Below are 21,422 nucleotides of genomic sequence, written 5' to 3'. Positions count from 1 at the left end.
CAGCCAAGAAGGTGACGGGAGAGAGTGCGGCATGGACATACCCGAGGACATTGCACGGGCCGTCGAGGAGGGCCTCAAAGCCAGTCAGAGAGGGGAGTCGTATCTGACGTGCCAGTACCCGCGGCCGTCCGCGCTGCGCACCGCGTGGATCAGCGGCTATTACGGCACTGCCCCAGGTGCTGCGCGCCAGTCGTCCGGCAGGGGCGAGGAACCCAGGGATCCACAGTAGGTGGCAGAGCGAGCCGCATGAGCGCACGCCACGACTGGTCCACTTCCATCTGATCTTACCCAGAGCAGGAATGACGCAAGACTGACCGCTGCCTCGTAGGGGGTGGCGGTCTTGTCGTATCTGGTGGCGATACCGCGGAAGCCCTTGAGTCGGTTGAAGCCGGGCTCGATGGCGTTGCGCAGGTCGATGAAGCAGCGCAGCCGGGCTCGCCGGGTTTCCTCGTGGTCCGGTCGGCGGGGGCGATGGCGTGGTGCGTGGCGAGGAGGTTTTGGACGGCGGAGGCGGTGGCGTCGTCGGCGGCCGCGACGTCCACCACGGCCAGGCCGGGCAGGGCGACGTGTGTGTCATGGATGGGTCTCATGCCTGGCACGACGTGCCGGCGGCCCCGGAGGTTCGGGTGCCGGGACGGTTTCACCCGGGCCGGGTTCGGCTGCCGGAGCCCGCAACCTTTCGGTGCCCGCCACCTGGAACAGGCGACGGGCACCATTTGGTCGTCCTGGTCGTCATGGAAGTGCACGCGGACGGCACCAAGGAGCTGATCGCGCTAGGCGTGATCTGGCGGTTCAAGACCGGCGGGCAATGGCGGGAGATGCCCCCAGGAGTTCGGCGCCTGGTCAACCGTCCACAACCGCTTCCGGCAGTGGCGTGACGCCAGCGTCTTCGAGGCCCTGCGGGCGAGATGGACCTGTCCCTGGTCAGCATCGACTCCACCACCGCGCCCATCGCGAATCGGCCGGTCCTGCGGGTGATGCATCCGAAGCCCTTACCAGGGGCGGCACGGAAGGCGGATGCGCGCCGTTTCGCGGCGCGGCGCGCTCAAAGGTCCTGGTCCCGCACCGGCAGACCGAGCAGGAACGCCCCCGCTGCCTTGTACATGCCCGGCTTCAGCTGGACGTGGGCCGTCATCGTGTGCGCGTCCCGGAACCGGCGCTGCAGGGGCGAGGTCTCGTAGACGGCCGCTCCTCCGCCGAGTTCGTACATTGCGTCGGTCACCTCCGTTGCGACGCGTGCCGCGTGCGTTCCCGCCAGGCGCAGTCCCGCCCGCAGTTCCTGCGGCACAGGCCCGCCGGACTTCACGACTCGCCAGGCATCCTCGACTGCCTGGTAGTACAGCAGGCGTGCGGCCCGCAGGGATGCCTCCGCCTGTGCAACGGCGATCTGTGTCAGCGACCGTTCAGCCAGGGTACGGCTTGAGCCGAGGGGCTTCTTGGCGCTCGCCAGCGCCAGTAGGTCGTCGACGGCTCCGCGGGCGTTGCCCAGCGCGGCGGCGGCGACTGACAGAGCGAAGAAGGCGATGGCGGGGAACCGGTGGAGTGGTTCGGCGCCGGCCGGCGGCCCATCCACGAGGGAGAGCACGCGGTGGTCGGGCACGAAGACCTGGTCGGCGACGGCGTCGTGGCTGCCAGTTCCGCGCAGGCCACCGGTGTGCCATGTGTCGGGGATCTCCAGTTGCTCCTTGGGAAGGGCTACTACCCGTGGCAAGGTCGGCTGCGATTGCTCGTGCCCAGAGCTCAGCAGGCATCCGGCGAACAGCCAGTCAGCGTGAGAGATGCCGCTACAGAACGACCAATGGCCCGACACGATGACGCCACCGTCCACGGTTCGGGCCGTGGCCGTGGGGGCCCAAACGCCAGAGGCCGTGGACCGCGGGAGGCCGAATACCTCTTCGGCGCCCTTCGGGGGCAGGTAGGCGCCCAGGAGGCTCGATGTCATCGCGATGGAGACGCACCAGCCAGCAGAGGCATCACCCCGTGCGATCGCCTCGGCGGAGCGAAACATCACCGAAGGCGGTGCCATCGGCCCGTCCACCGAGCGTGGCACTCCGGTACGCAGCAGCCCGTCGTTGACAAGCTTGTCGACCAGTTCGCCGGCCAGGGACCTCTGCCCTTCGGTCACCGGGGCCAGGGAGCGGGCCATTTCGGCGCTCTCCAGCGCGGCCCGGCGTAACTCCTCATGGCCGCACCACTCTTCGCCTTCGACGAAGCTGAAGTCATCGGTGTCTGTGGTCACATGCCGTCCTCAATTGTCGTGTGAACGTCGGTAAGCCGCAAATCGATCGTACACTTGGCCCGTATGGCGTCTGATCAACGCCGTCGGCACGGGCAGCTTCCTGAACCTCTGTACCCCGGTATGACAACTACTGCCAGTAATCCAGCCGCCCAGCCAAACCCACAGGTCAGACAGCGAAATCCTGCTGGAGTACTAGCCTGGCCCGGCTCTTGACCGACGGACATGCAATCCAGATCCTTGCCGATGCCGGCTGCCAGGGCGCCCAGACCGGCGGCCGGGTAGTGACCACCGCACCGGAAGTACAAGAAGAGCGCCCTGAACTGGTACGAGGAGATGTACGAGCGCCAGCGCAAGGCATACTCAGCACGCCGGATCTGGGTCGAGCACGGGCATTGCGCATATGAAACCGGCGCGCCCTGCCCCGACATCACGGCCGCAGAAAGCACACGAGCGGCATCGCCCAAGCCGTCGCGGCCTGCTCTCCCACCAGCAGACCGCTGACTTGAGCGCGACACGACGGGCGTGAATACAGAGCACACCGAAGTTCTCGACGTCTCACCGTCTGTCGTGCACGAACTCGTCAGGACACCGGGGGCTGAAAAAGCTGGTATTCGGCAACTTGCTTGAACCCCATGCGCGCGTAAACGGATGCACCTATCTCGCTGGCCTGGAGAGTGCCGATGCGCAGCCCTCGCTGGCGGCCCGCCTCCAAGGCGGCCGCGGTGAGCATCGCGCCGATGCCCTGTCGGCGGTAGCTCTGGGCCGTCGTGACCGTGTAGATCCCGGCCACGTCATGAGCATCAAACATGAACGCGGTACCCACAGCCTTCTGACCGATACGGGCGGTGAGGCGCACGATGCGAGAGGCATTCCCACGCGCCGCTTCGATGCGCGCGACACCCGCTACAAGCTCCGGCCCCGCTCCGAAGGAAGGACTACAAACCCGGGCCCATTCGGTGAGGGACTCGGCGCCTTCCACGGTTTCGATAGTCAGCTCCGGCGGTCCTGTCACATCAGCGACCCGATCGAGGGCGACGGCCATAACCGGCATCGTACCGACGCGTTCCGCGCCCTGCTTAAGAAGCTCGTCAGCGACCCCAGACGTGCTGTCCGGCCCCACCCACCACAACCAGGGCACGCCAGCCAAACGGCTCTTGGCCATGGCAAGAGCCTGGCCAATTTCACTACTGTTCTGCAACCGGAGTACTCCGTTGAGTTGACCGTGCATAAGTCCGCTGCGGTAATAGGTGAGGCCGCCATCGGCGTGGTCTGCCTCTCCCCATCCCAGCCAAAAATCGCGGCAGTTGGCCAACTGCGGCTCAAGGTCGGTGATCATGTCCACTGTCATGACCGGAGAACGTCCAGAGTTTCTGGCAAGTTCCGTGCCAGAAGACTGAGCTGACTCCGGTTTCGTGGAGTCCCCGGACTGTCCCGAGTTGGGCCCTGTCTCGCATTCGGGACTCTGTCGGGGATCTTGGAGTCGTCGAGGTCAGGTGCCCAGGGTCCGCCAGGACTTCGGCCGGGGCAGCTCGCGCTGGTCGAGGTAGCTCTGGAAGGCAGTCGGTCGGCGGGGCCTGGGTGTGTCCTCGTCCGGTGACAGTCCGCTGAGACGCTCGATGGTGACGGCGATGGCCGTCAGGACGTGCTGGATGTGGGTTTCCTCTGTCCGCGGTAGCGGCAGCGCCGCATGCCGTGTCCGTGGGCGAACTCGTTGACCGTGCCCTCCACTCCTGAGCGGACCGCATAGCGGGTCTTCCACTCGGGCGTCTGTTGCTCCGCGCGGACGCGAAGTTGCAGGTCACGGAGTTCTCGCGGGGGAAAGCCCACGGTTCGGGCACTGTCGGCGGTGGAGGTGCACTGGGTGCGGGCCGGGCAGGGACGGCACTGACTCTTGGTGAACCTGGCCACGATCAGCGGGGCCGCGGTGGGTGACGAGGTTGGGTAAGGGCCGTGCCAGCCCGCACTGACCTGCCCCTGAGGACACGTGACCTGCTGACGGTCGTAGTCGATGTGGAAGTCGTCCCGGGCGAAGCCCTCGTTCTGCCGGTGTTGGCGGGTGGGGTTGCTCCGCAGCGGCCCGAAGACCGTGATCTGGTGTTCACGGGTGGCTTGTTCGAGGTGGGGCAGGGACGTGTAGCCGGCGTCGACCAGATGCTCGGCGGGCAGCAGCCCGCGCCGCGCCAGACGGGTGTGGATGCCGGGCAGGACCTGACTGTCGTGGGTGGTGGCCGCGGTGGTGGCCACGTCCGTGATCACGTTGGGGCCATCGGGAGCACAGGTCTCCGTCAGATGAGCGGCGAACCCCTTCCAGCTGACGATGTGCCCGTGCCTCGCATAGCGGGCCGAGGCGTCGTAGGGCGAGACGACTGCCCGGGACGAGGGCGGCAGCCCGGGTCCGCCTTCCTTCTCGGCGGTGCGCCAGTGCAGCCGGCCTGCCTGGTCACGGTGGTAGTTCTGCACCATGATCTGGCGCAGGGCCTGGATGCGAGGGCCGGACGTGCGGCCTGCTCCGTGCCGGTAGAGGTGTTCCAGGAGCCGGGCGGCATCGTTCCCGGTGGCCAGGATCCTGGTCGTGGGCCTGGTGGGGTTCTTGCCCAGGCGGACCGGCCGACCGTAGCGGCGGCCCCACTCCTCATCGACCAGCTCGTCCAGCAGGTGAGGGGACATACCGGCGACTTCTTCGAGTGCGCCGCGGACCGCCTCGGTGACCAGCTCCAGGCGGGTCAGGTCGCGCACCGCGGCCAGGACGTGGGTGGAGTCGGTGCGCTGCGTGGTGCGCTCGCGCACCAGTCCGGCCTCCGTGAGGCGGGCCAGCACGAGGTCGAGGAGGCGGTCAGCGCGATCGCCTTCGGCGAGACGGTCGCGGAAGTCGGCCAGCACGCTGTGGTGGAACCCGGGATCGTCCAGTTCCATCGGCATGGCGTACTTGAGTCGATGCGACAGCGGACCGCCTCGGCGGCCTGCCGGTCCGACAAGCCGAGCAGGAACTGCAGCACACAGACGGTGGCCAGTTGAGCAGGCGAGAGCCCCGGGCGCCCATCCCGCGGGTACCAGTCGGCGAAGTCCTCGTCGCACCACAGCCCATCGAGGCGATCGCGTACCCATATCGCCGTCGTACCGCCCGGGTTGCTCGCCCGCGCGATCTGCGCGGTCAGAGAAGGGACTTGCTCACCGGAACGGGGGCGAAGGGACAACGGGCACCTCGACAACTACATCGGTCGGCGGAACCACCCGAGCATGCCGGTTGATCAGGCTGCCGCACCGAGGAACTCCAAGATCCCCGACAGAGTCAAGTTAGCCGAGGTCGATGTCCGCCGCGAAGGAGACGGTGATCTCGAGCTGCGGTAACCACCTGTAGCGTGAAACCCAGCAACGCGACTCTACGCAAGTCGGGACACATCAACTCATCGTAAGTGCCGCCAGGTTGACTGACTTCCTGGGCATCGATGCAGAGTTCATGTCCGGCCGCAAATCTCCGCATGTGCGGGGCTGGAGTGTCTTGGGAGCCAGCTAGCCCTTGTATGCGCCTCTGTGGGCAAAGACGGCAATGGAGGCGTACATGGGGACGAACGATCGGCGGGTCAGGCTGCGGCCGACAAGTCAACGTCCGAGGCCAGGCCGGGTGAGCGGCGTCGGGCCAGGTCGGCATTGGTGGCAGCAAACCGACTGGACCAGGTGGGGTGCGGTAGTTGGAATCTTCGCAGGGATCGGAACCCTGCTGTTCACCGCCGTCGCTACCTACTACGGAGCCATGGTGTCGAAGGATCAGCTTGATCAGTCACAGGAGGATTCCCAAAGGGACAGGCGCGCCCAGGCCAGCCGCGTGAACTACTGGATCACCAACTCGGAAAAGAAGGGCGATAAGAGTCTTCACGTTTTGAATAGGTCACTCGACCCAATTCGAATGACTATTTATTTCGAGGTGCTTGTTGTCCCTCCAACGGAATTTATCCACGCCCAAGTAATTGCGGGGTCGATCGATATGGCGCCCTGCACTGAGTGGATCTACGATGTAGATGCACTCAGATATTCGGAGGTATCTGGCGGGGCGCCCAACCAGCGTCCTAAGCAGGGTGTCACGCTGAACGTGCGGGCAGCTGTCTTCTTGGATCGTGATGGCATTCGCTGGGTGCGTCGAGATAACGAACTGCAGCAACTAAAGGATCGCGTGCCGACGGCCTTTGGGGTGTTAAGAATGCGCGACCAGGATTTTACGAGGGAGATCCTGTGGTCAAAACGTTGAAGCAGTGCGGAACGGAATAGCGTGACTCATCGAGGCCATCGTATGCTAGCTGACGGAGCTCGCTCAAAGAAGCCGGGCAGGCGACAGCGGCAGCTGGCCTAGGCCACACTGGGAGCACTGCTCGGCATGCGAAGGAGGTGGAGCTGGTGAGCGTTGCCATGGATCACACCGGCCCCTGGACGGTTGAGGACGTCCTGGCCCTGCCGGAGGACCGTACGACCCGTTACGAACTGCTCGGAGAGTCCCTGGTGATGTCGCCCGCGCCCGGAGTCCGCCACCAGCGCGCGTCCTTCAGGCTCCACGTCATCCTCGACGCCGCGGCCGGCGCACCGGTAGAGGTCCTCGAAGCCATCAACGTCAGCCTCCCCTCCGGCCTGGTCGTCTCCGACCTCGTCGTCACCGACGCCGGCGCCACAGCCCAGGACACCGTCAGCGTGGACGCCGACGCCGTCCAGCTCGTCGTCGAACTCGTCTCACCCGGCAACAAGACCATGGACCGCAAATTCAAGCCCCTCCTGTATGCCGAGGCGGCCATCCCCCACTTCTGGCGCCTCGAGTTCGACCCCGCGCCCCGGCTCATCGTCAGCGAACTACGCGCAGGACGCTACGTCGAAACGACTACCGCCCTCGCCGGGACCACCACCCGGATCAACACCCCGTTCGCCGTCGACATCGACCCCGCCGGCCTCGCCCGCCAGTAGCCCCCGATGATCAAGCCAAGGGACCGCCCGGGCTCGCGAGCGCCGGAGCGGTGGCGGCCATGAGCGGCGCCCCTGACGACCAGGCTGGCCGCCACCGAAAATGAGCCGGCGGTTACCTCGGGCCGGGGGAGCACTGTTGCAGTGCGGTACGGGGCCACAGGCTCGGGCGGGTGCCAGCGTCGGTGATGAGTCGGCGCCCCTGGGGAGGTCTTCGTAAAAGGCTGTCTCGTGCGATTACGTCGGGCGGCGAAAATCCGGGAGCCACAGCCAGGACCTGGATCTGGTGCGGGGCGGGGTCGTGTGGGGGCAAGACCGCTGACCGGTCTGCGGGGCGGCAGCGTTGGTGCGTAAGCGGACGGAGTCGGTGTACTGCTCGCCGAAGTACCGCACGCGGGCCTGGCGGCTGCGCCGTGAAGAAAGCGTTGGCAGCCCGTGAAGGGTCTGGGGGATGGTTGCGGCAGGCGTCACTGTAGGACCCTTGTCCGTCACGCACACGTGATCAGCCGGTGGTCTGTCGGCGTTGACGGATCGGGGCGGTCGGGCGCGGGTGCCGGCTGTCGACCGGCGGCGGGGCTGCGGCTCTCTGCTGGTGGTCAGGCGGTGAGGGCGTCGTCGAGGGTGGGGTGGCAGTCGATGACGGTGTCGAGTCCGACGATGTTGAGGACGCGGTGAACGGGAGTGGTGGGTGCGGCGATGCGCAGCCATCCGCCGGCGTTCGTCAGTGTCCTGTAGGCGACGGTGAAGAGGGTGATGCCACTGGAGTCCATGAAAGGCACGCCGCTGAGGTCGACGACGACGTGCGGCGGCTGGGGGCCGTCTTCGGGACGCAGGGCGGCTTCGAGCAGCGGGCAGGTGTCGGCGTCGAGTTCGCCCTTCACCTTCACGACGCGGATGCCGCCGTCGTGGGTGTGGTGCTCGATGGAGAGCCGGTCCTGCGGGCTGGGCTTGTGGATGGTGGTCACCGTCTCGTTCACTGGTGCACGGCCTTTGAGGTGCGGGGGGATGCAGGGCGATTCTGCCCCACCGCGCAGCCGTGGCAACCATGCGATGCCGTTTCGCCGCCCGTACAGGACATGGGCTGTCCGATACCGGGTACCCAGTGCTGTTCACCACGTGATTTCAGAGGTGGAACGAGTTTGGAGTCTGAGGGCACTACTGCCAGCCGTGCAGCGTCCGGGAACCGTCTGATAGAGGCGGGCTACGCGCTGGACGGCGAGGACGGCTGCATCGCCCAGGCCCGCCACCACGCCATGGCCTTCCTCGAGCACGCGACCACTGAGCACCTGCTGATGGTGCCGGCGCGGGCGAGGGATCTCACGCAGCTGGTCGTCAGTGAACTGGTCACCAACGCCCTCAAACACGCCCCGGGCCCGGTGCTCATGGAACTGGGCATCACCGCAGCGCGGGTGGAGATCACCGTGCGGGACAGCGCGCCCGTCGCGCCGGTCGTGCGCGCTCCTGATCCGGGTCGGATCGGGCAGCACGGCCTGGAGATCGTCAAATCGGTGAGTGAGCATTTCGCTGTCTTGTGCGAGTCGGCGGGAAAACGGGTCGTGGCCTGGATCGCCCTGGCCTGAGCACGCTCATGCCCGGGGTGAGGGGGCAGGGGAGCGGCGCATGCCGTGCCCGTGGGCGAACTCGTTGACCGTGCCCTCCACTCCGCGGCGCTGCCCGGGGACCTGGTGGCCATGCTGAAGGCGCCGGAGGGCAGGCGGTATTGGGCGGGGCCGAGCACCAGAGGGCCTTGAGCCGGAGACCGGGTAGTCAGGCTGCCGATACAAATACTTCTTAAATGGGCTGTTTGCTCTGCTCTGGTATCTGTACACAGGTCATGTCGTTGCTCAGGTGTGCCGATCAACACGAGTGCTCACGTCCAGGACGGTCCGCGCCTGACCCCTCACGCCGGTGAACTGGCCGGGATCCTCTTCCGCGACGGGGTTACGGGGCCCGACCTCCATGCCGCCTGGCGTAAGGCGATTTCGACCGATCTGTTCCGCCACCGCACCGACCTGCATGTCGAGGAGCGGTGGCAGCAGTCGTACGACCGGCTGCGGGCCCTGAACGAGGAAGTGGAGTGCGTGCAGGACCTGGTCGGGAACCCGCGTGCACTGGCCGCCCTGCACGAGTGGACATCGGTGGTGGACGGGGCGACTGCCACCGTGGCCGGCATCCACTACAACCTCTTCCTCGGCAGCCTCCTCGACGACGACGTTTCGCCCGCACGCGACCTGGACGAGTTCACGGCACTTTCCATCACCGGGACCTTCCTGTGCACCGAGCACGCCCACGGCAATGACGCGGCCGCCCTGGAGACCACCGCGCGCTACGACCACGACCGGGACGAGTTCGTGCTGCACACCCCGCACAGGGGCGCGCAGAAGTACATGCCCAACACCAGCCCCGCGGGCGGGCCGAAGAGCGCGGTGGTCGCGGCCCGGCTGCTGGTCGGTGACCGGGACGAGGGCGTCTTCCTGTTCCTCACCCCGCTGAGTGACGGCCAGGGAACCCTGCCGGGTATCACCGTGACGATGCTGCCGGACCGGATCGGCAGCCCGGTGGACCACTGTGTCACCAGTTTCGACCACGTACGCCTGCCTCGCACCGCACTGCTCCAGGGCCCACACGGACAACTGGCCGCACAGGGCACCCTCGCCAGTGCCGTCGGCAGCCCGCGCAAACGGTTCCTGCACGCCATCCGCCGGGTGACGGTCGGCAAGCTGTGCATGAGTGCGAGCACCCTGGGAGGCAGCCGCGCGGCGCTGGCGATCGCGGTGCGTTACGCATACCTGCGGCACATCTCAGGGCCGGTCACCGGAGAGCGCATCCCGCTGGCCGCGCACCGCAGTCATCACGGACGGCTGCTCTCCTGCACCGCCACGGCGTACGCCATGACCTTCCTGCACCGCACGGTCACCGAACGCTGGATCACCCACCGTCCCGAGGACCGGGAGGAAACGGAACGGCTGGTGGCGATGGCCAAGGGCTGGATCACCTGGCAGGCCCGCGACATCACGATCGAGAGCCGAGAACGCTGCGGCGCCCGCGCCCTGTTCCCGGTGAACGGCCTCGCGGAGTTCACCGCCAACGCTGACGGAGCCATCACCGCCGAGGGCGACAACCTTGCCGTCTGGTGCAAGGCCGGAGCCGAGATGATCTTCGGCCACGTAGCCGCACCGGAGCCGGAGGAAGCGGCGACCGGTCAGGAATCCCTGACCGACCCCGCCTTCCTGCACCGCGCACTGGCCGCCGCCGAGCGCCACTGGCACCTCACCGCCCGCCGGGACATCCGCAGCGGCACAGGTGATGCACTCGGGCGCTGGAACCATGCCTCCGCCGCGGCACTCGCCTTGGTCGAAACCTACACGGTGGGTCAGGCAGCCGACGCCTTCACCACAGCCTGTGCCCAGGTCACCGACCCAGGCACCCGCGCCACCCTGGAGGACTTGCGCACCCTGTTCCTGCTCGATCGGCTGGCCCCGCACAGTGGGACCCTGCTGGCCGAACGCATCTTCACCGTCGAACAGGTCCGCTCCCTCCCCGGCACTGTGCGCGACCTGACCACGAGGCTTGCACCGCACCTGGCCGCGTTGACGGAGGCGTTCGCCGTACCGGAGGAACACCTGGCCTCCCTGCCGATACTGACACCGCAGACCTCGTCCCCGCGCGACTCATGATCGGTGCACACCGCCTGCCCGGCATTGTCGACCGCCTGTGGGGGGGATGGCATCAGTGAAAGAAGCGGCGGGCATCGTGGCGTCGGTCCGTGCCACCGCCCCCCAAGCCCCTCCTGGGCGCGGCTGCACAGTAGGCTGCCCACTGCCTTTCTCGCCACCAGCCCGATACCGGCACCCCTGTGACGCTGAAACTCCGTGCGTTGAAGGCCGGGTGCGCGTGATTGCGCGCTTCACCTGGCGAACGAGTGTTTGAGTTGGCGGATCTGAGCGTCATCGTGGGCCTCCATGCACAGTCACCAGCGACGATGCGTGGCCGGCGTAGCTCTTGGGCAAGGTTCGGAACGCGACCTGGCATCCACATGCCACGATCCGTTTGGCGGCGCTGGGTCGCCACACGACCTTTGGAGTGGACATGTCCGACCGGCAGACCGGCACGGTGAAGTGGTTCAACGATGAGAAGGGGTTCGGGTTCATTACCCCTACTGGGGGCGGTGACGACCTCTTCGTGCACTTCAAGGCCATCGAGTCCGACGGCTTCAAGTCCCTGAAGGAAGGCCAGATGGTCTCGTTTGTCGCCGAGCGTGGGCAGAAGGGCATGCAGGCGGCGCAGGTCCGCCCGGAGTAGATGGCTTATGGACTGAGTGCCGCAGCTGGCGAACTCGCCACCTGCGACACTCAGTCACACCGGCCGAGCGGTCGGACGCGGACGACGTCGAACAGCACGCCGGCCCGGAAGAAGAAGGGAAAGGGACGGGCAAGCGGGTGCGTGGGCGGGCCTCGGAAGTCAGGGCGTCGTCCCGCCGGTCACGCGTCGGCTCCCGCCTCCGCGCCCCACACGTCGGACCAGGCCCGGCGTGGAAGGGGAGTCAGGGGGACTGAGCGGGGGCCGGTGTGGAGTTCCGGGAGCGCAGGTTCACGCCTGTGTGCGGTGAGGGCAGGCCGCACCGGTGTGACGCTTGGCGAATAGTCCAGCAGTTCCAGGACCGGGACAGGAGTTCAAGCTTTGTCTGCTTGCTGAGGTGGGTGGGCGCGGACGGGGTCAGCCGGTTCGGAGGCGATCTGCGCGAGGGCGTCCTGAAGTCGGCGGGCGGCGTCTTCTGCCTGTGTGTAGTCCTCAGGGCTGGGCAGGACGGTGCCGAAGGTGCCGCCGCCGTCAGATGGCAGGGCGCGCCAGCGCAGGACCGGTTCGAGCGCGTTGAGGGCGCCGGAGAGGAACCAGGCCAGGCGGCCGTGTGTGCGTGCCAGGGAGATGGCCAGGACGGCAAGAGTTTCCCGCAGGTGTTCGAGGCGCTTGATCTGCGGCAGTGCCTCCTGGAGGTCCTGCGGGCCGACTGTGTCGCGCAGGCGGGCCTCGGTCTGCAGAACGAGCGCGCGGTCGCCTGGCTCCAGTTTCCACACCTGGTCTTGGAGCTGGCGTTCAGCTTCCTCGGCCAGCACCGCGACGATTCTCCGCATGTCCATGCGATCACTTTAAATGGACGGATCACGCCGCTCGATGCGACCTCTGTTCGATCTTGCCCTGACCTGGACTAACGATCGTTTCAAGGACCCCTAGCAGGTACTCGGTCCACCCCTCGTGCACCACCCTCGTGGCGGCCGTCCGCTCTTGCGGATGATCTCTCGAGGGCCTCGCACCGACTGGTCGAAGAAACCTGTCACGGAGGAGGACTTCCGGCTCTGCGTCGGAAGTCCTCTGGAGCACGCGACGCCAATATGGAACGCTGAACAGTGAGTCGAGACTGTGGGCTGGCCGCAATAGCCGTGCACCTAGACGGACCCCGGACCCTGGGACGGCGGTCTCGCAAGACTCGGCCGTCTTGCCGGCGAGGACGGTCGCACAAATCACAAGGCCCGGCTGGGGACGCCCAGCCGGGCTTCTAGCGTTCCCTCCAGAACCGCCTCATGGGTGGTGACGGTCTCGTTCCAGGTTCTGCTGGGCTGCACCTGATGGATGGCCTGCCGCTGCTGCGCCGTGGCCCCGGCCGGCGTGCGGGCATGTCGTGGACCGACCAAGGAGTGGCAGAACCGGCATAACGTTCTGCTGCTTGAGTGCGGTGACGCGTCTTTGGTGCGGTTGGAAGCGCCCGGGTTCGTCGATTCCCGAGTGTCGACCGCGAACGCGCCGCCCTCACCACACTCGCCGCCGGCTGCGGACAGGAGAGTGACCATTGGCTGTCTGCGGCGTTCTTGGTGGGAGACGGGGTTGATCACAGGGGGCGTTGATGAAGGTGGCAGGTATCCATCACGCCTACGGCAGCCGGGCGGTGTTGCGTGGGGTGGACGTCGAGCTGCCGCGGGGCGCGCTGGTCGGCATCGTGGGGGAGAACGGTGCGGGGAAGTCCACGCTGTTGAAGATTCTCGCCGGTGAGCTGCGGCCCGACCGTGGGGTGGTGCGGCACGAGGGACGGTTCGGGTACTGCCCGCAGCAGGTGGTGCTCAACGATGCGTTCACCGTTTACCAGCATCTTGAGCTGTTCAAGGCCGCTTACTCGCTGCCCGACCTGCGCCGGGCAGAGGAAATCATGGAGGCGCTGCGCTTTCGCGAGTTCGCTAAGGAGCGGATCGGGGTGCTCAGCGGAGGAACTCGGCAAAAGCTCAATCTGGCCCTGGCGCTGATGCACGATCCGGATGTATTGCTGCTGGACGAGCCCTACCAGGGCTTCGACTGGGAAACTTATCTGCATTTTTGGGAGTTGGCCGCCCAGTTGCGTGGTGCCGGTCAGTCCGTGCTGGTGGTCTCGCATCTCGCTTACGATGTCGATCGGTTGGACGTCCTGTGGCGTCTGGAGGAAGGCGTGCTGCGCGCCGGGGCGGTGGTGGCCTCGTGAGCCCTTCCCTGGCGCGGTTCGTCCTTGCCACTCGGTTCGCGGTGATCGAGCAGGTGCGCAACCAGGTGGCCATGGCGCTGGTGATCCTGTTCGTGCCCCTGTGGATCTCGCTGGGGCAGTTCATGATCGTGGATGTGCGGGTGTCGTTCAGGCTCTGGGCCACCGGTCAGAGCCTCATCGCGGCCGGCAATGAGCTCACGCAGATCAGCGGCGCGTTGAACGCGGTGACGCTGATCGTCGGCTTCGCGATGTTCTCGGCCACCTTCAGCTCGGGCACCTTCGACCGGCGGCTGGCCATGGCCGGCTACCCCCGCCCCCAGCTCCTGCTGGCGAAGGTCGCCTCCCTGATTTTGGCCTCGGCTGTGGTCAGCGGCTACGCCACGGCCGTCATGTGCGTGTACTGGTCGCCCCGTCAGCCCGGCGTGCTGGCCCTTTCGCTGTTCAGCGCCGCGATGACCTACGGGGCCGTCGGCGTGGTCCTGGGCACGGTGGTGCGCCGGGAGCTGGAGGGCGTCTTCCTCATTGTGATGATCAGCGTCATCGACCTCGCCCTGCAGAACCCCATCGCCAGCAAGGGGGCCGACAACGCCACGGTGCGCCTGCTGCCCTCCTACGGCGCCATGCAGTCCGCCTCGGCCGCCGGCTTCTCCCACTCCGTGGTCCTCAGCTGCCTGGGCGTTCAGGTGGCGTGGTTCACCGGCACCGCTGCCTTGGGTCTCCTCGTCTTTCGCTGGCGCACCCGGTCCGCGGTGACCGGCCAGTCCCCGCCCTCTATCCAAGGAGCACCGTGTTCGCTGCCGACTGCGCGCGGGCCGGAATCGACGATCCGGAACTGAAGGCCGCCTACGCGGTCTGCCGTGACTATGTGCGGTCCACCAGGGCCGATGACTTCCTGGCCTCGCTGTTGATGCCCTCGATGCTGCGCCCGGCGTGCTGGGCCGTGCTGGCCGCCATCAGCATCACCGATGACCTGGCGGATATCAGCGAGGGCAACGGTTCCGAGCGCCTGCAAGCGTGGCAGGACGCCCTGGCGATCGATCTGCTGCGCGGCACCAGCAAGGACCCGGCCCGCCAGGCGCTGGTCCACGCCGCCCGCCAATGGAACCTCGACATGCGCAAGCTGGACGCCACCTTCGCGGCCTACCACCTGGACGCCCTGCGGTCCGCCCCGATCGCGGCGCCGTGGCAGGAGTGGCGGACCAGGAGCCGGAACAGCTACCTGCCCTTCCTCGAGCAGTGCCTGACGATGATGCGGCACGCCGGCCTCGACATCCCTCTCCACCTCACCCGCCTGGATGCCTACCAGCGCCTGTCCGACGGCCTGTTCCTCACCGACTCCCTGACCGACCTCGCCGAGGACCTCGACCAGAACGACATCAGGTTTCCCGCAGAGGAACTGCAGCGCTTCGGCGTAACCGAGGAAGACCTCCTGCAGCGCCGATGGACCCCGCAAGTCCAGGCGCTGATCACCAGCCACCTCCGCCAGGCCCGAAGCTGGCTGGACCAGCCTCAGATCTGGGGCAGCCTGCCCCCCGGCCCCGCCGTCATGCTGCGTACGGGCTGCAGCCTCTACCACGCCCGCCTGCGCGCCGCCGAAAAAGCCGGACCCGCGCTCCTGCACCACACCGTGGTGCGCCCGTCCCAGCTCGCACGTTGGCGCACCGCCAGCCAGGCGCGTCTCCTGGCGGCCGCGGCCTGGCGCCTCTTCCCTCTCCCCGCATTCCCCACCACGGCCCCACCAGCCCCCGCGATCCTCCCGGCACACCGAGCGGCATCCTCCGAACTTCTGCCACCTCGACCCCATCACAGTGGGGCCCGCCCTCCGCAGCTCCGTGCCGAGCGGATGCCCCGGCACGTCGCGATCATCATGGACGGCAACGGCCGCTGGGCCACCGCACGCGGCCTCACGCGCAGCGACGGACACAAGACCGGCGGGGACACGCTGGTCGATGTCGTGCACGGCGCGCTGGAGATCGGACTGCCTCACCTGACCGTGTACCTGCTGTCCACCGAGAACCTGGAGAAGCGCCCGCGGGAGGAAGTCGACCACGTGCTGACGTGTGCACGGGAACAACTACTGTCCGGGGAACTCCTCCGCCACGACGTGCGGGTGCGTTGGGCCGGGGCCCCTGACGGCCTGCCAGGCGAATTCGTCGACCTGATGCGCAGCAATGAGCAGGCCACCAAGGACCGCACCGGTCTCAACCTGACGGTCTGCCTCAACTACGGCGGCCGCAACGAACTCACCCAAGGCGCCGACTCCCTGGTCAGCGACGCACGCGCCGGCCACCTCGACGCAACCAGGGTCTCGGAACATCTGCTGCGCTCCCACCTGCTCCTAAGTGACCTGCCCGACGTCGACCTGCTGTGGCGTACCGGCGGCGAGCACCGCATCTCCAACTTCCTGCCCTGGCACACCGCCTACGCCGAGATCCTCTTCTCGGACAAACTCTGGCCGGACGTCGACCGCCGCGACCTGTGGCAGGCCATGACCCAGTACACCCACCGCGCCCGCCGCTACGGCGCGGTCCCTGCGTCGCAGCCCGCGGAACACAACCACGACGCCCACGTTGCAAGCCACCCCTAGAAGCACGCCTCCCTGGCCCACATGGGTGCTGATCAGCACTGCCGCGGAGAACGTCACCAGCGGCAGTACTCCGGAGCGCCCCAGAAGGCACCCGCAGTGACCGGGCCTTCCTCTTCCGGGTGATCTTCCGTGTCCTGTGAAGAGCGGCGGCCGTTCTCCGACAGAGCAGTGGTCTGTATTGGGCCGGCGCTCGCTCTGTCCTTCCCACAAAGGAGCCTGCTGACCGCTATGAACCCCACCCGTATCCTCAAGCGCCCCGCCGTTGCCGCAACGGTCCTCTCCGCGGCTCTCCTGGGCGCATGCTCCCTCGCCATGACCTCCACGGGGGCCAGCGCCCAGTCCGGCCATGTTCTGGACACCTCTCAGTTCCTGACCAAGGACGCGCGCCTGCAGGCGGCCCCGCTGCCGCCCGCCTGCCAGGAGGCGATCTTCAAAACCGGAGACAAGTTCCCCACCACCCACTACGCCATTCCCGACGAGCCGTGGAACGCCGCTCTGGCCGCCCTGGGCAACCTGAGCGAGGAAGAGCAGGCCCTGCTCACCGAGCCCGCGTGCGCGGCCTGGAACAAGTGGGCCGTCGCCAACGGCCCCGCTGTGACCACCGAACTCGACAACCGCTACCGCAACGCCGCCGCTCCCGCCTGCAACAAGTGGGCCGTATCCACCCTCGCGACGATCAAGAAGCACGCCCCGGAGTTCCCCGCCGCGTACGCGGCACAGCAGACCCTGGCCAAGAAGGTCTGGAAGGACGTCATGACCAAGCTCTCCACCACGGCCGCCGAGCCCGCCTGCCGCACGTCCTACAACACCGCCAAGGCAGGCTGGTAAACGCCCAGGGAAGCGAGACCTGGCGAAGGGCTGGCCACCGGCGCGGAAAACACCTGCGCAATGCATGGCGGTCTATTCGGTGATGCCGAACATGCGCGTCAGCCGCAGCAGGTCGGCGCTCGCACCCGCTCATCCCGGCCGGGAGTCCGGCAGGGATGAGCGGGTGCGGACCGCCGGCGGCACCGCTCACCGGCCCTCGCCTTCCGGTGGCTGCCGGTCGGTGAGGGCCAAGAGCTCTGCCGTGAGGTCCGGCGCGGCCAGGATCGTACGGGCAGGGGAATGACCTGGTCGTTGCGTCGAGTCATGGCCGGCTGCGCTGTTCCAGGGTCATCGGCAGGGGGCCGGGGGAGAGGAAGATGCGGGGCGTCGGCCGGCGGATTCGTCGACCGGGCCGGGGGCGCAGCCGCCATTGGGCGCTGATGGTGGCCAGGGCGGCCAGCATGTGTGTCATGGCGAGGTTGTCGCCGATGCATTTGCGCGGCCCCGTTCCCAGAGCGAGGTAGGAAGAGGGGGCGAGGGTTCTGGCGCGCTCGGGCAGCCAGCGGTCGGGGTCGAAGACCTCCGGGTCGGCGTACACCTGGGGGTTGCGCTGCAGTTGGTAGGCGCTTAAGGCGATTTCGGCGCCGGCCGGGAGGTGGGCGTCGCCGAGCTGGACGGGGACGAGGGTGCGGCGCGCGAGGATCCACACCGGCGGGTACAGGCGCAGCACTTCCTGCAGGACACGCCGCGCGTAGTCCAGGCGGGGCAGGTCCTGGGGTTGGACGGGGCGCCCGTCAAGGACGGTGTCGAGCTCGTCATGGAGGCGCTGCTCGACATCCGGGTTGAGGGCCAGTTCGTGGAAGGCGTGGGGCAGGGCGTCACTGATGCCGTGGACTGCGGCGAAGAGATAGAAGGTGACCTCGCGGACGACTTGGACGTCTTCCAGGGGCTCGTCGGTGTCGGCGTAGCGGGCGGCCAGGAGCTGGGACAGGACGTCGGGGGTGTTCTGGTCACCGGAGGCGCGGCGGGCCTCGATCGCAGCGGTGATCGCCTTCTGCAGGCGGGCTCTTGCCCTGTTAAAGGCCCCGGTGCCCGGCACATGGGGGAGGGTGGCCACGCGGGGCAGGGCCAGGCGCCAGTACAGCCCGCGGGTGATCTGTGGGAGGAGGTCGGCCAGGGCGTCGGCCACCGCCTGGGCGGTCGGTCCCTCGCCGCAGAGGGTGCGGGCGTTGACCGTGCAGGCCAGCCGTCCCAGTTCCTGGCCCACTCGCACGCTCTGCCCGGGCTGCCAGCGTGCGGTCTGCTCTTCGGTTGCTTCGCGGACGGTGGGGATCTGAGCTGCGATGCGGTGCCGGTGGAATCCGGACTGGACGGTGCGGCGGTGGCGGCGGTGGGACTCGAAGAGCGTCAGTCCCTCGAACTGCATGTCCATCCCCACGCTGAGACCGAACTGTGACCCGATCCCTTGCGTCATGCGGCCCTTGGCGTAGTCGCGCGTTTCGGTCACCAGGACGCGGTGGATCAGTTCGGGCGAGGTGACCATGTAGGTATCAGGCCCGGGGCTCAGCATGCGTACGACGGGGCCGTGTTTGTAGAGCGAGGCGGTGAAGGTCAGCGGTCTGAACAGCATGTGGTGTCCGTGGCCGATCAACGGCAGCGCGCCCGGAGCTGTGGGAACGGGGTGGGTGGCGACTGGGCTGGTCATGGGTCCTCGTCGTTGACGCCAAATGGACCTTCACAGAAGGTTACGCATAGTGTGCCCTGCGTGATGAACCCTCCTTGTCCTGCCCCGTCAACCTTGTCGCCCGCTGCGCTGCGGCGTTACTCCGTCGCGGGCCTGCAAGGACAGTGATGAGCGGGAGCGAACTGATCCTGCGCGTAGGGAAGGTGCACAAGAGCTACCGCCGCCGGAAGGTACTCCAAGGAGTGAACTTCGACCTGCCCCCGGGACAGTTGGCAGGCATCGTCGGCGAGAACGGCGCGAGTAGAAGCACCGACTTCGACTGGGAGACCTACCTGCGCTTCTGCCTGTCCCAGAACCTGCGGAACTGCATCTGCTCAGCGCTGGTCGTGTCCCACCTCGCCTACGATGCCTCCCGCCTGGACCGCATGTATTGCCTGCATGACGGCAGCGTGGGCGGTTCCGGCCTAGCTGTCCTTGCTACCGGATCCCGGCCCGGCACCGGCCCATGCAGCGTCCCTTGCGACGAGCGGCCGGCAGAGCGGTGCAGCCGTCACGATTCCCCTACCGGATAGGGCTTCAGCATGCCCAAGCCCTCGACCACCGCAGTTGCCGCACTGGACGTTCTGGTGGTCGGCTCGGGTTTCGGCGGCAGCGTTGCAGCGCTGCGCCTGGCCGAGAAGGGTTACGGCGTCACTGTCATCGAGGCCGGATGCCGCTTCGCCGATGAGGACTTGGCCACCTCACCCTGGCAAATTCGGCGTCTGCTGTGGGCTCCCCGGTTGGGGCTGCGCGGCATCATACGGGTTCATCTGCGGCGCCGGCTCCTGGCGCTGACCGGAGTGGGAGTCGGCGGAGGATCACTGGCCTACGCCGCAGTCCACTACCGCCCCGCCCCTCAGGCATTCGGTGCGGAGGGCTGGGATCCGGCGGTCGACTGGGCCGCCGAACTGGCCCCGCACTACGACGAGGCCGAGCGCATGCTCGGAACAACGACCGTCCCCGGGACGTCAGCAGGGGACCTGCTGCTGCGACAGACCGCCGTCGAGCTCGGCATGGGAGCGACCTTCCACCCCACCCGGGTCGGCATCCACTTCGGGACCCCTGGTCAGTCGGCCGGTGACCCGTACTTCGCCGGACAGGGGCCCGCCAGGAAGGGCTGCACCCAGTGCGGGCAGTGCACCAGCGGCTGCCCCACCGGTGCGAAGAACACCCTGACCAAGAACTATCTCCACCTGGCCGAACGCGCGGGCGTCAAAATCCGTCCGCTGACCACCGCCGTCGCCCTGCACCCGCAGCCGGACGGAACCTGGCAGGTCCAGACCCTGCGTACCGTGCTCGACCACGGAATCCCGCGCCGCAGACGCGAGGTCCTGACAGCCGGCCAGGTGGTACTGGCCGCCGGCGCCTGGGGCACCACCGAACTCCTCCACCGCTCCCGGCCCCACCTGCCCCTACTCTCGCCCGCCCTGGGCACCAGGACCTGCACCAACCGCGAAGTGATCACCGCCGCCACCGCACCCGGCCTCGACACCGGCCCCGGCCCCGCCATCACCTCCGCCATGCGCCCCACCCCCATCACCCTCCTGCAGCTGTGCCGCGTCGGCCCCGGCACACACCCCCTCGCCGCAGCGATCCGGCCCTTCCCCCTGCCGTTGCGCAGCTTCGGCCGACGCACCGCACTGCTGTTCACCATGGAACTGCGGAACTCCGCCCTCACCAGCCACTACCGGCCCAGGCCCTTCGGCAGACGGCTCATTTTCCGCCCCGGCACCGCCCGCCCGGAACCCGTCCGCAGCCCCGCCGCGGAAACTGTCACGCAGACATATGCGGCGGCTATCGGTGGTCGCGCCCGCCGCCTGTGGACAACACTGCTCCGGGTGCCGATCACCGCACATCTGATGGGTGGCTGTCCCCTCGGCACAGATCCCGCGCGCAGCGTTGTCGACCCCTACCACCGCGTGCACGGCTACCCGACCCTGTACGTCACCGACGCCTCCGCGATCCCGGGAAACCTGGGACACAACCCGTCGCTGACCATCACCGCCATGGCCGAACGAGCCCTCGCCGCCTGGCCCCCGGCCGGCACCCGCGACCTCCGACCGCACCAGGACGACCCCTGCCGCCCCCTGCCCCCACTGAAAGCACCGACCCTCCCTTGCCAAACCACCCGCTCATCGTTCGTCTCGGCCGCACCCGCCTCTTCACCCGCATCGCCCCCCACCTCCTGCCGGCCTGCGACCTCGCCGTCCACCGCCTCACCCGCGGCCGTCTGCTCCCCAGCCGCCTGTTCATCACCACCGTCATCCTCCACACCACCGGTCACCGCACCGGCACAACCCGCACCACCCCCCTGTGCGCCCACCACAGCCCCGACGGCAGCTGGCTCGTCATCGCCAGCAACTTCGGCAAACCCCGCCACCCCGCCTGGAGCACCAACCTCCTCCACACCCCCACCGCCAGGATTACCACCGGCAGGCACTCCCACGACGTAACCGCCCGGCTGCTGAGCCCAGAGGAAAAGGCGACCCACCGTCACCGCATCCTCGCCGCCCTCCCCGTCTACGACGTCTACGCCGCCCGCGCCACCCGCGACATCCGCATCTTCCACCTCACACCCCGGCCTTAGAGGTCGTTTTCGCCTATGGCGTCCGCTTATCAG

19 protein-coding genes and 2 pseudogenes are annotated in these 21,422 nt (G+C 67.7%); 14 read left to right on the top strand and 7 right to left on the bottom strand.

Annotation, left to right across the window (positions count from 1 at the left end; all coding sequences use genetic code 11):
* Nucleotides 1-31: 31 nt before the first annotated feature.
* Nucleotides 32-229, top strand: coding sequence for an Rmf/CrpP fold protein (locus ACFYXC_RS33840; RefSeq protein ID WP_389556038.1), 198 nt, complete (start codon nucleotides 32-34; stop codon nucleotides 227-229).
* 55 nt (nucleotides 230-284) lie between these two features.
* Here ACFYXC_RS33840 and ACFYXC_RS33835 read toward each other — a convergent pair whose 3' ends face one another.
* Entirely contained in the window at nucleotides 285-590 is a 306-nt protein-coding gene (locus ACFYXC_RS33835) for a DUF6207 family protein (protein WP_389556037.1), read from the bottom strand.
* Between the two features lie 186 nt (nucleotides 591-776).
* On the opposite strand from ACFYXC_RS33835, the pseudogene ACFYXC_RS33830 reads away from it, so the two are divergent.
* Nucleotides 777-944, top strand: a pseudogene (locus ACFYXC_RS33830) (transposase); the annotation flags it as partial.
* A 101-nt stretch (nucleotides 945-1,045) separates the two neighbouring features.
* On the opposite strand, the gene ACFYXC_RS33825 reads toward ACFYXC_RS33830, so the two are convergent.
* The 3 genes from ACFYXC_RS33825 to ACFYXC_RS33815 all read right to left on the bottom strand — a co-directional run bounded on the left by ACFYXC_RS33825 (nucleotide 1,046) and on the right by ACFYXC_RS33815 (nucleotide 5,152).
* Nucleotides 1,046-2,239 carry an acyl-CoA dehydrogenase family protein gene (locus ACFYXC_RS33825; RefSeq protein WP_389556035.1) on the bottom strand — a complete coding sequence of 398 codons (1,194 nt, stop codon included), beginning with the start codon at nucleotides 2,237-2,239 and terminating at the stop codon, nucleotides 1,046-1,048.
* A gap of 580 nt (nucleotides 2,240-2,819) precedes the next feature.
* On the bottom strand, nucleotides 2,820-3,575 hold the full coding sequence (locus tag ACFYXC_RS33820) for a GNAT family N-acetyltransferase (protein WP_389556033.1): 756 nt from the start codon (nucleotides 3,573-3,575) through the stop codon (nucleotides 2,820-2,822).
* Nucleotides 3,576-3,874: 299 nt separating this feature from the next.
* A complete protein-coding gene (locus ACFYXC_RS33815) occupies nucleotides 3,875-5,152 on the bottom strand; it encodes a transposase (RefSeq protein ID WP_389556031.1) in 1,278 nt (425 codons plus the stop codon).
* A gap of 838 nt (nucleotides 5,153-5,990) precedes the next feature.
* On the opposite strand from ACFYXC_RS33815, the gene ACFYXC_RS33810 reads away from it, so the two are divergent.
* Together ACFYXC_RS33810 and ACFYXC_RS33805 are read left to right on the top strand one after the other, a co-directional pair.
* Nucleotides 5,991-6,482, top strand: coding sequence for a hypothetical protein (locus ACFYXC_RS33810; protein WP_389556029.1), 492 nt, complete (start codon nucleotides 5,991-5,993; stop codon nucleotides 6,480-6,482).
* A gap of 158 nt (nucleotides 6,483-6,640) precedes the next feature.
* The gene (locus tag ACFYXC_RS33805) at nucleotides 6,641-7,183 is read left to right on the top strand and encodes a Uma2 family endonuclease (protein WP_389556130.1); all 543 of its coding nucleotides are present in this window, start codon (nucleotides 6,641-6,643) and stop codon (nucleotides 7,181-7,183) included.
* A gap of 593 nt (nucleotides 7,184-7,776) precedes the next feature.
* Here the strand turns inward: ACFYXC_RS33805 and ACFYXC_RS33800 are convergent.
* Nucleotides 7,777-8,157 (bottom strand): STAS domain-containing protein, encoded by a 381-nt coding sequence (locus tag ACFYXC_RS33800; protein WP_389556027.1) that lies wholly within the window; start codon nucleotides 8,155-8,157, stop codon nucleotides 7,777-7,779.
* Between the two features lie 162 nt (nucleotides 8,158-8,319).
* Here ACFYXC_RS33800 and ACFYXC_RS33795 point away from each other — a divergent pair, with 162 nt between their 5' ends.
* The 3 genes from ACFYXC_RS33795 to ACFYXC_RS33785 all read left to right on the top strand — a co-directional run bounded on the left by ACFYXC_RS33795 (nucleotide 8,320) and on the right by ACFYXC_RS33785 (nucleotide 11,482).
* Nucleotides 8,320-8,760, top strand: a complete 441-nt coding sequence (locus tag ACFYXC_RS33795; protein ID WP_389556025.1) for an ATP-binding protein — start codon at nucleotides 8,320-8,322, stop codon at nucleotides 8,758-8,760.
* Between the two features lie 270 nt (nucleotides 8,761-9,030).
* Nucleotides 9,031-10,857 carry an acyl-CoA dehydrogenase gene (locus ACFYXC_RS33790; RefSeq protein WP_389556024.1) on the top strand — a complete coding sequence of 609 codons (1,827 nt, stop codon included), beginning with the start codon at nucleotides 9,031-9,033 and terminating at the stop codon, nucleotides 10,855-10,857.
* Nucleotides 10,858-11,269: 412 nt separating this feature from the next.
* Nucleotides 11,270-11,482 carry a cold-shock protein gene (locus ACFYXC_RS33785; RefSeq protein ID WP_389556022.1) on the top strand — a complete coding sequence of 71 codons (213 nt, stop codon included), beginning with the start codon at nucleotides 11,270-11,272 and terminating at the stop codon, nucleotides 11,480-11,482.
* A gap of 371 nt (nucleotides 11,483-11,853) precedes the next feature.
* On the opposite strand, the gene ACFYXC_RS33780 is transcribed toward ACFYXC_RS33785, so the two are convergent.
* Complete coding sequence (locus ACFYXC_RS33780) at nucleotides 11,854-12,318, bottom strand: hypothetical protein (RefSeq protein ID WP_389556020.1); 465 nt, start codon at nucleotides 12,316-12,318, stop codon at nucleotides 11,854-11,856.
* A gap of 761 nt (nucleotides 12,319-13,079) precedes the next feature.
* On the opposite strand from ACFYXC_RS33780, the gene ACFYXC_RS33775 reads away from it, so the two are divergent.
* The 4 genes from ACFYXC_RS33775 to ACFYXC_RS33760 all read left to right on the top strand — a co-directional run bounded on the left by ACFYXC_RS33775 (nucleotide 13,080) and on the right by ACFYXC_RS33760 (nucleotide 17,100).
* The gene (locus ACFYXC_RS33775; protein WP_389556019.1) at nucleotides 13,080-13,685 is read left to right on the top strand and encodes an ABC transporter ATP-binding protein; all 606 of its coding nucleotides are present in this window, start codon (nucleotides 13,080-13,082) and stop codon (nucleotides 13,683-13,685) included.
* Nucleotides 13,682-14,521: an ABC transporter permease gene (locus ACFYXC_RS33770; protein WP_389556017.1), complete on the top strand. Its 840-nt coding sequence runs from the start codon at nucleotides 13,682-13,684 to the stop codon at nucleotides 14,519-14,521. Before ACFYXC_RS33775 ends, ACFYXC_RS33770 begins: the two co-directional genes overlap by 4 nt.
* Nucleotides 14,473-16,272 (top strand): polyprenyl diphosphate synthase, encoded by a 1,800-nt coding sequence (gene uppS / locus ACFYXC_RS33765; protein WP_389556016.1) that lies wholly within the window; start codon nucleotides 14,473-14,475, stop codon nucleotides 16,270-16,272. The genes ACFYXC_RS33770 and uppS overlap by 49 nt, the downstream gene beginning before the upstream one ends.
* Before the next feature lie 228 nt (nucleotides 16,273-16,500).
* Nucleotides 16,501-17,100, top strand: a complete 600-nt coding sequence (locus ACFYXC_RS33760; protein WP_389556014.1) for a hypothetical protein — start codon at nucleotides 16,501-16,503, stop codon at nucleotides 17,098-17,100.
* 301 nt (nucleotides 17,101-17,401) lie between these two features.
* On the opposite strand, the gene ACFYXC_RS33755 is transcribed toward ACFYXC_RS33760, so the two are convergent.
* The gene (locus ACFYXC_RS33755) at nucleotides 17,402-18,784 is read right to left on the bottom strand and encodes a cytochrome P450 (RefSeq protein ID WP_389556013.1); all 1,383 of its coding nucleotides are present in this window, start codon (nucleotides 18,782-18,784) and stop codon (nucleotides 17,402-17,404) included.
* 221 nt (nucleotides 18,785-19,005) lie between these two features.
* Here ACFYXC_RS33755 and ACFYXC_RS33750 point away from each other — a divergent pair, with 221 nt between their 5' ends.
* The 3 genes and pseudogenes from ACFYXC_RS33750 to ACFYXC_RS33740 all read left to right on the top strand — a co-directional run bounded on the left by ACFYXC_RS33750 (nucleotide 19,006) and on the right by ACFYXC_RS33740 (nucleotide 21,389).
* Entirely contained in the window at nucleotides 19,006-19,335 is a 330-nt protein-coding gene (locus ACFYXC_RS33750; RefSeq protein ID WP_389556011.1) for a hypothetical protein, read from the top strand.
* 9 nt (nucleotides 19,336-19,344) lie between these two features.
* Nucleotides 19,345-20,802, top strand: a pseudogene (locus ACFYXC_RS33745) (GMC oxidoreductase); the annotation flags it as partial.
* A 116-nt stretch (nucleotides 20,803-20,918) separates the two neighbouring features.
* Nucleotides 20,919-21,389 carry a nitroreductase/quinone reductase family protein gene (locus ACFYXC_RS33740; protein ID WP_389556010.1) on the top strand — a complete coding sequence of 157 codons (471 nt, stop codon included), beginning with the start codon at nucleotides 20,919-20,921 and terminating at the stop codon, nucleotides 21,387-21,389.
* The last annotated feature ends 33 nt before the right edge of the window (nucleotides 21,390-21,422 follow it).

Origin of the sequence: Streptomyces sp. NPDC002701, from assembly GCF_042889045.1 — a bacterium.
In the GTDB taxonomy this organism is placed as follows: Bacteria; Actinomycetota; Actinomycetes; order Streptomycetales; family Streptomycetaceae; genus Streptomyces.
This window is presented reverse-complemented; position numbering and strand designations above follow the sequence as displayed.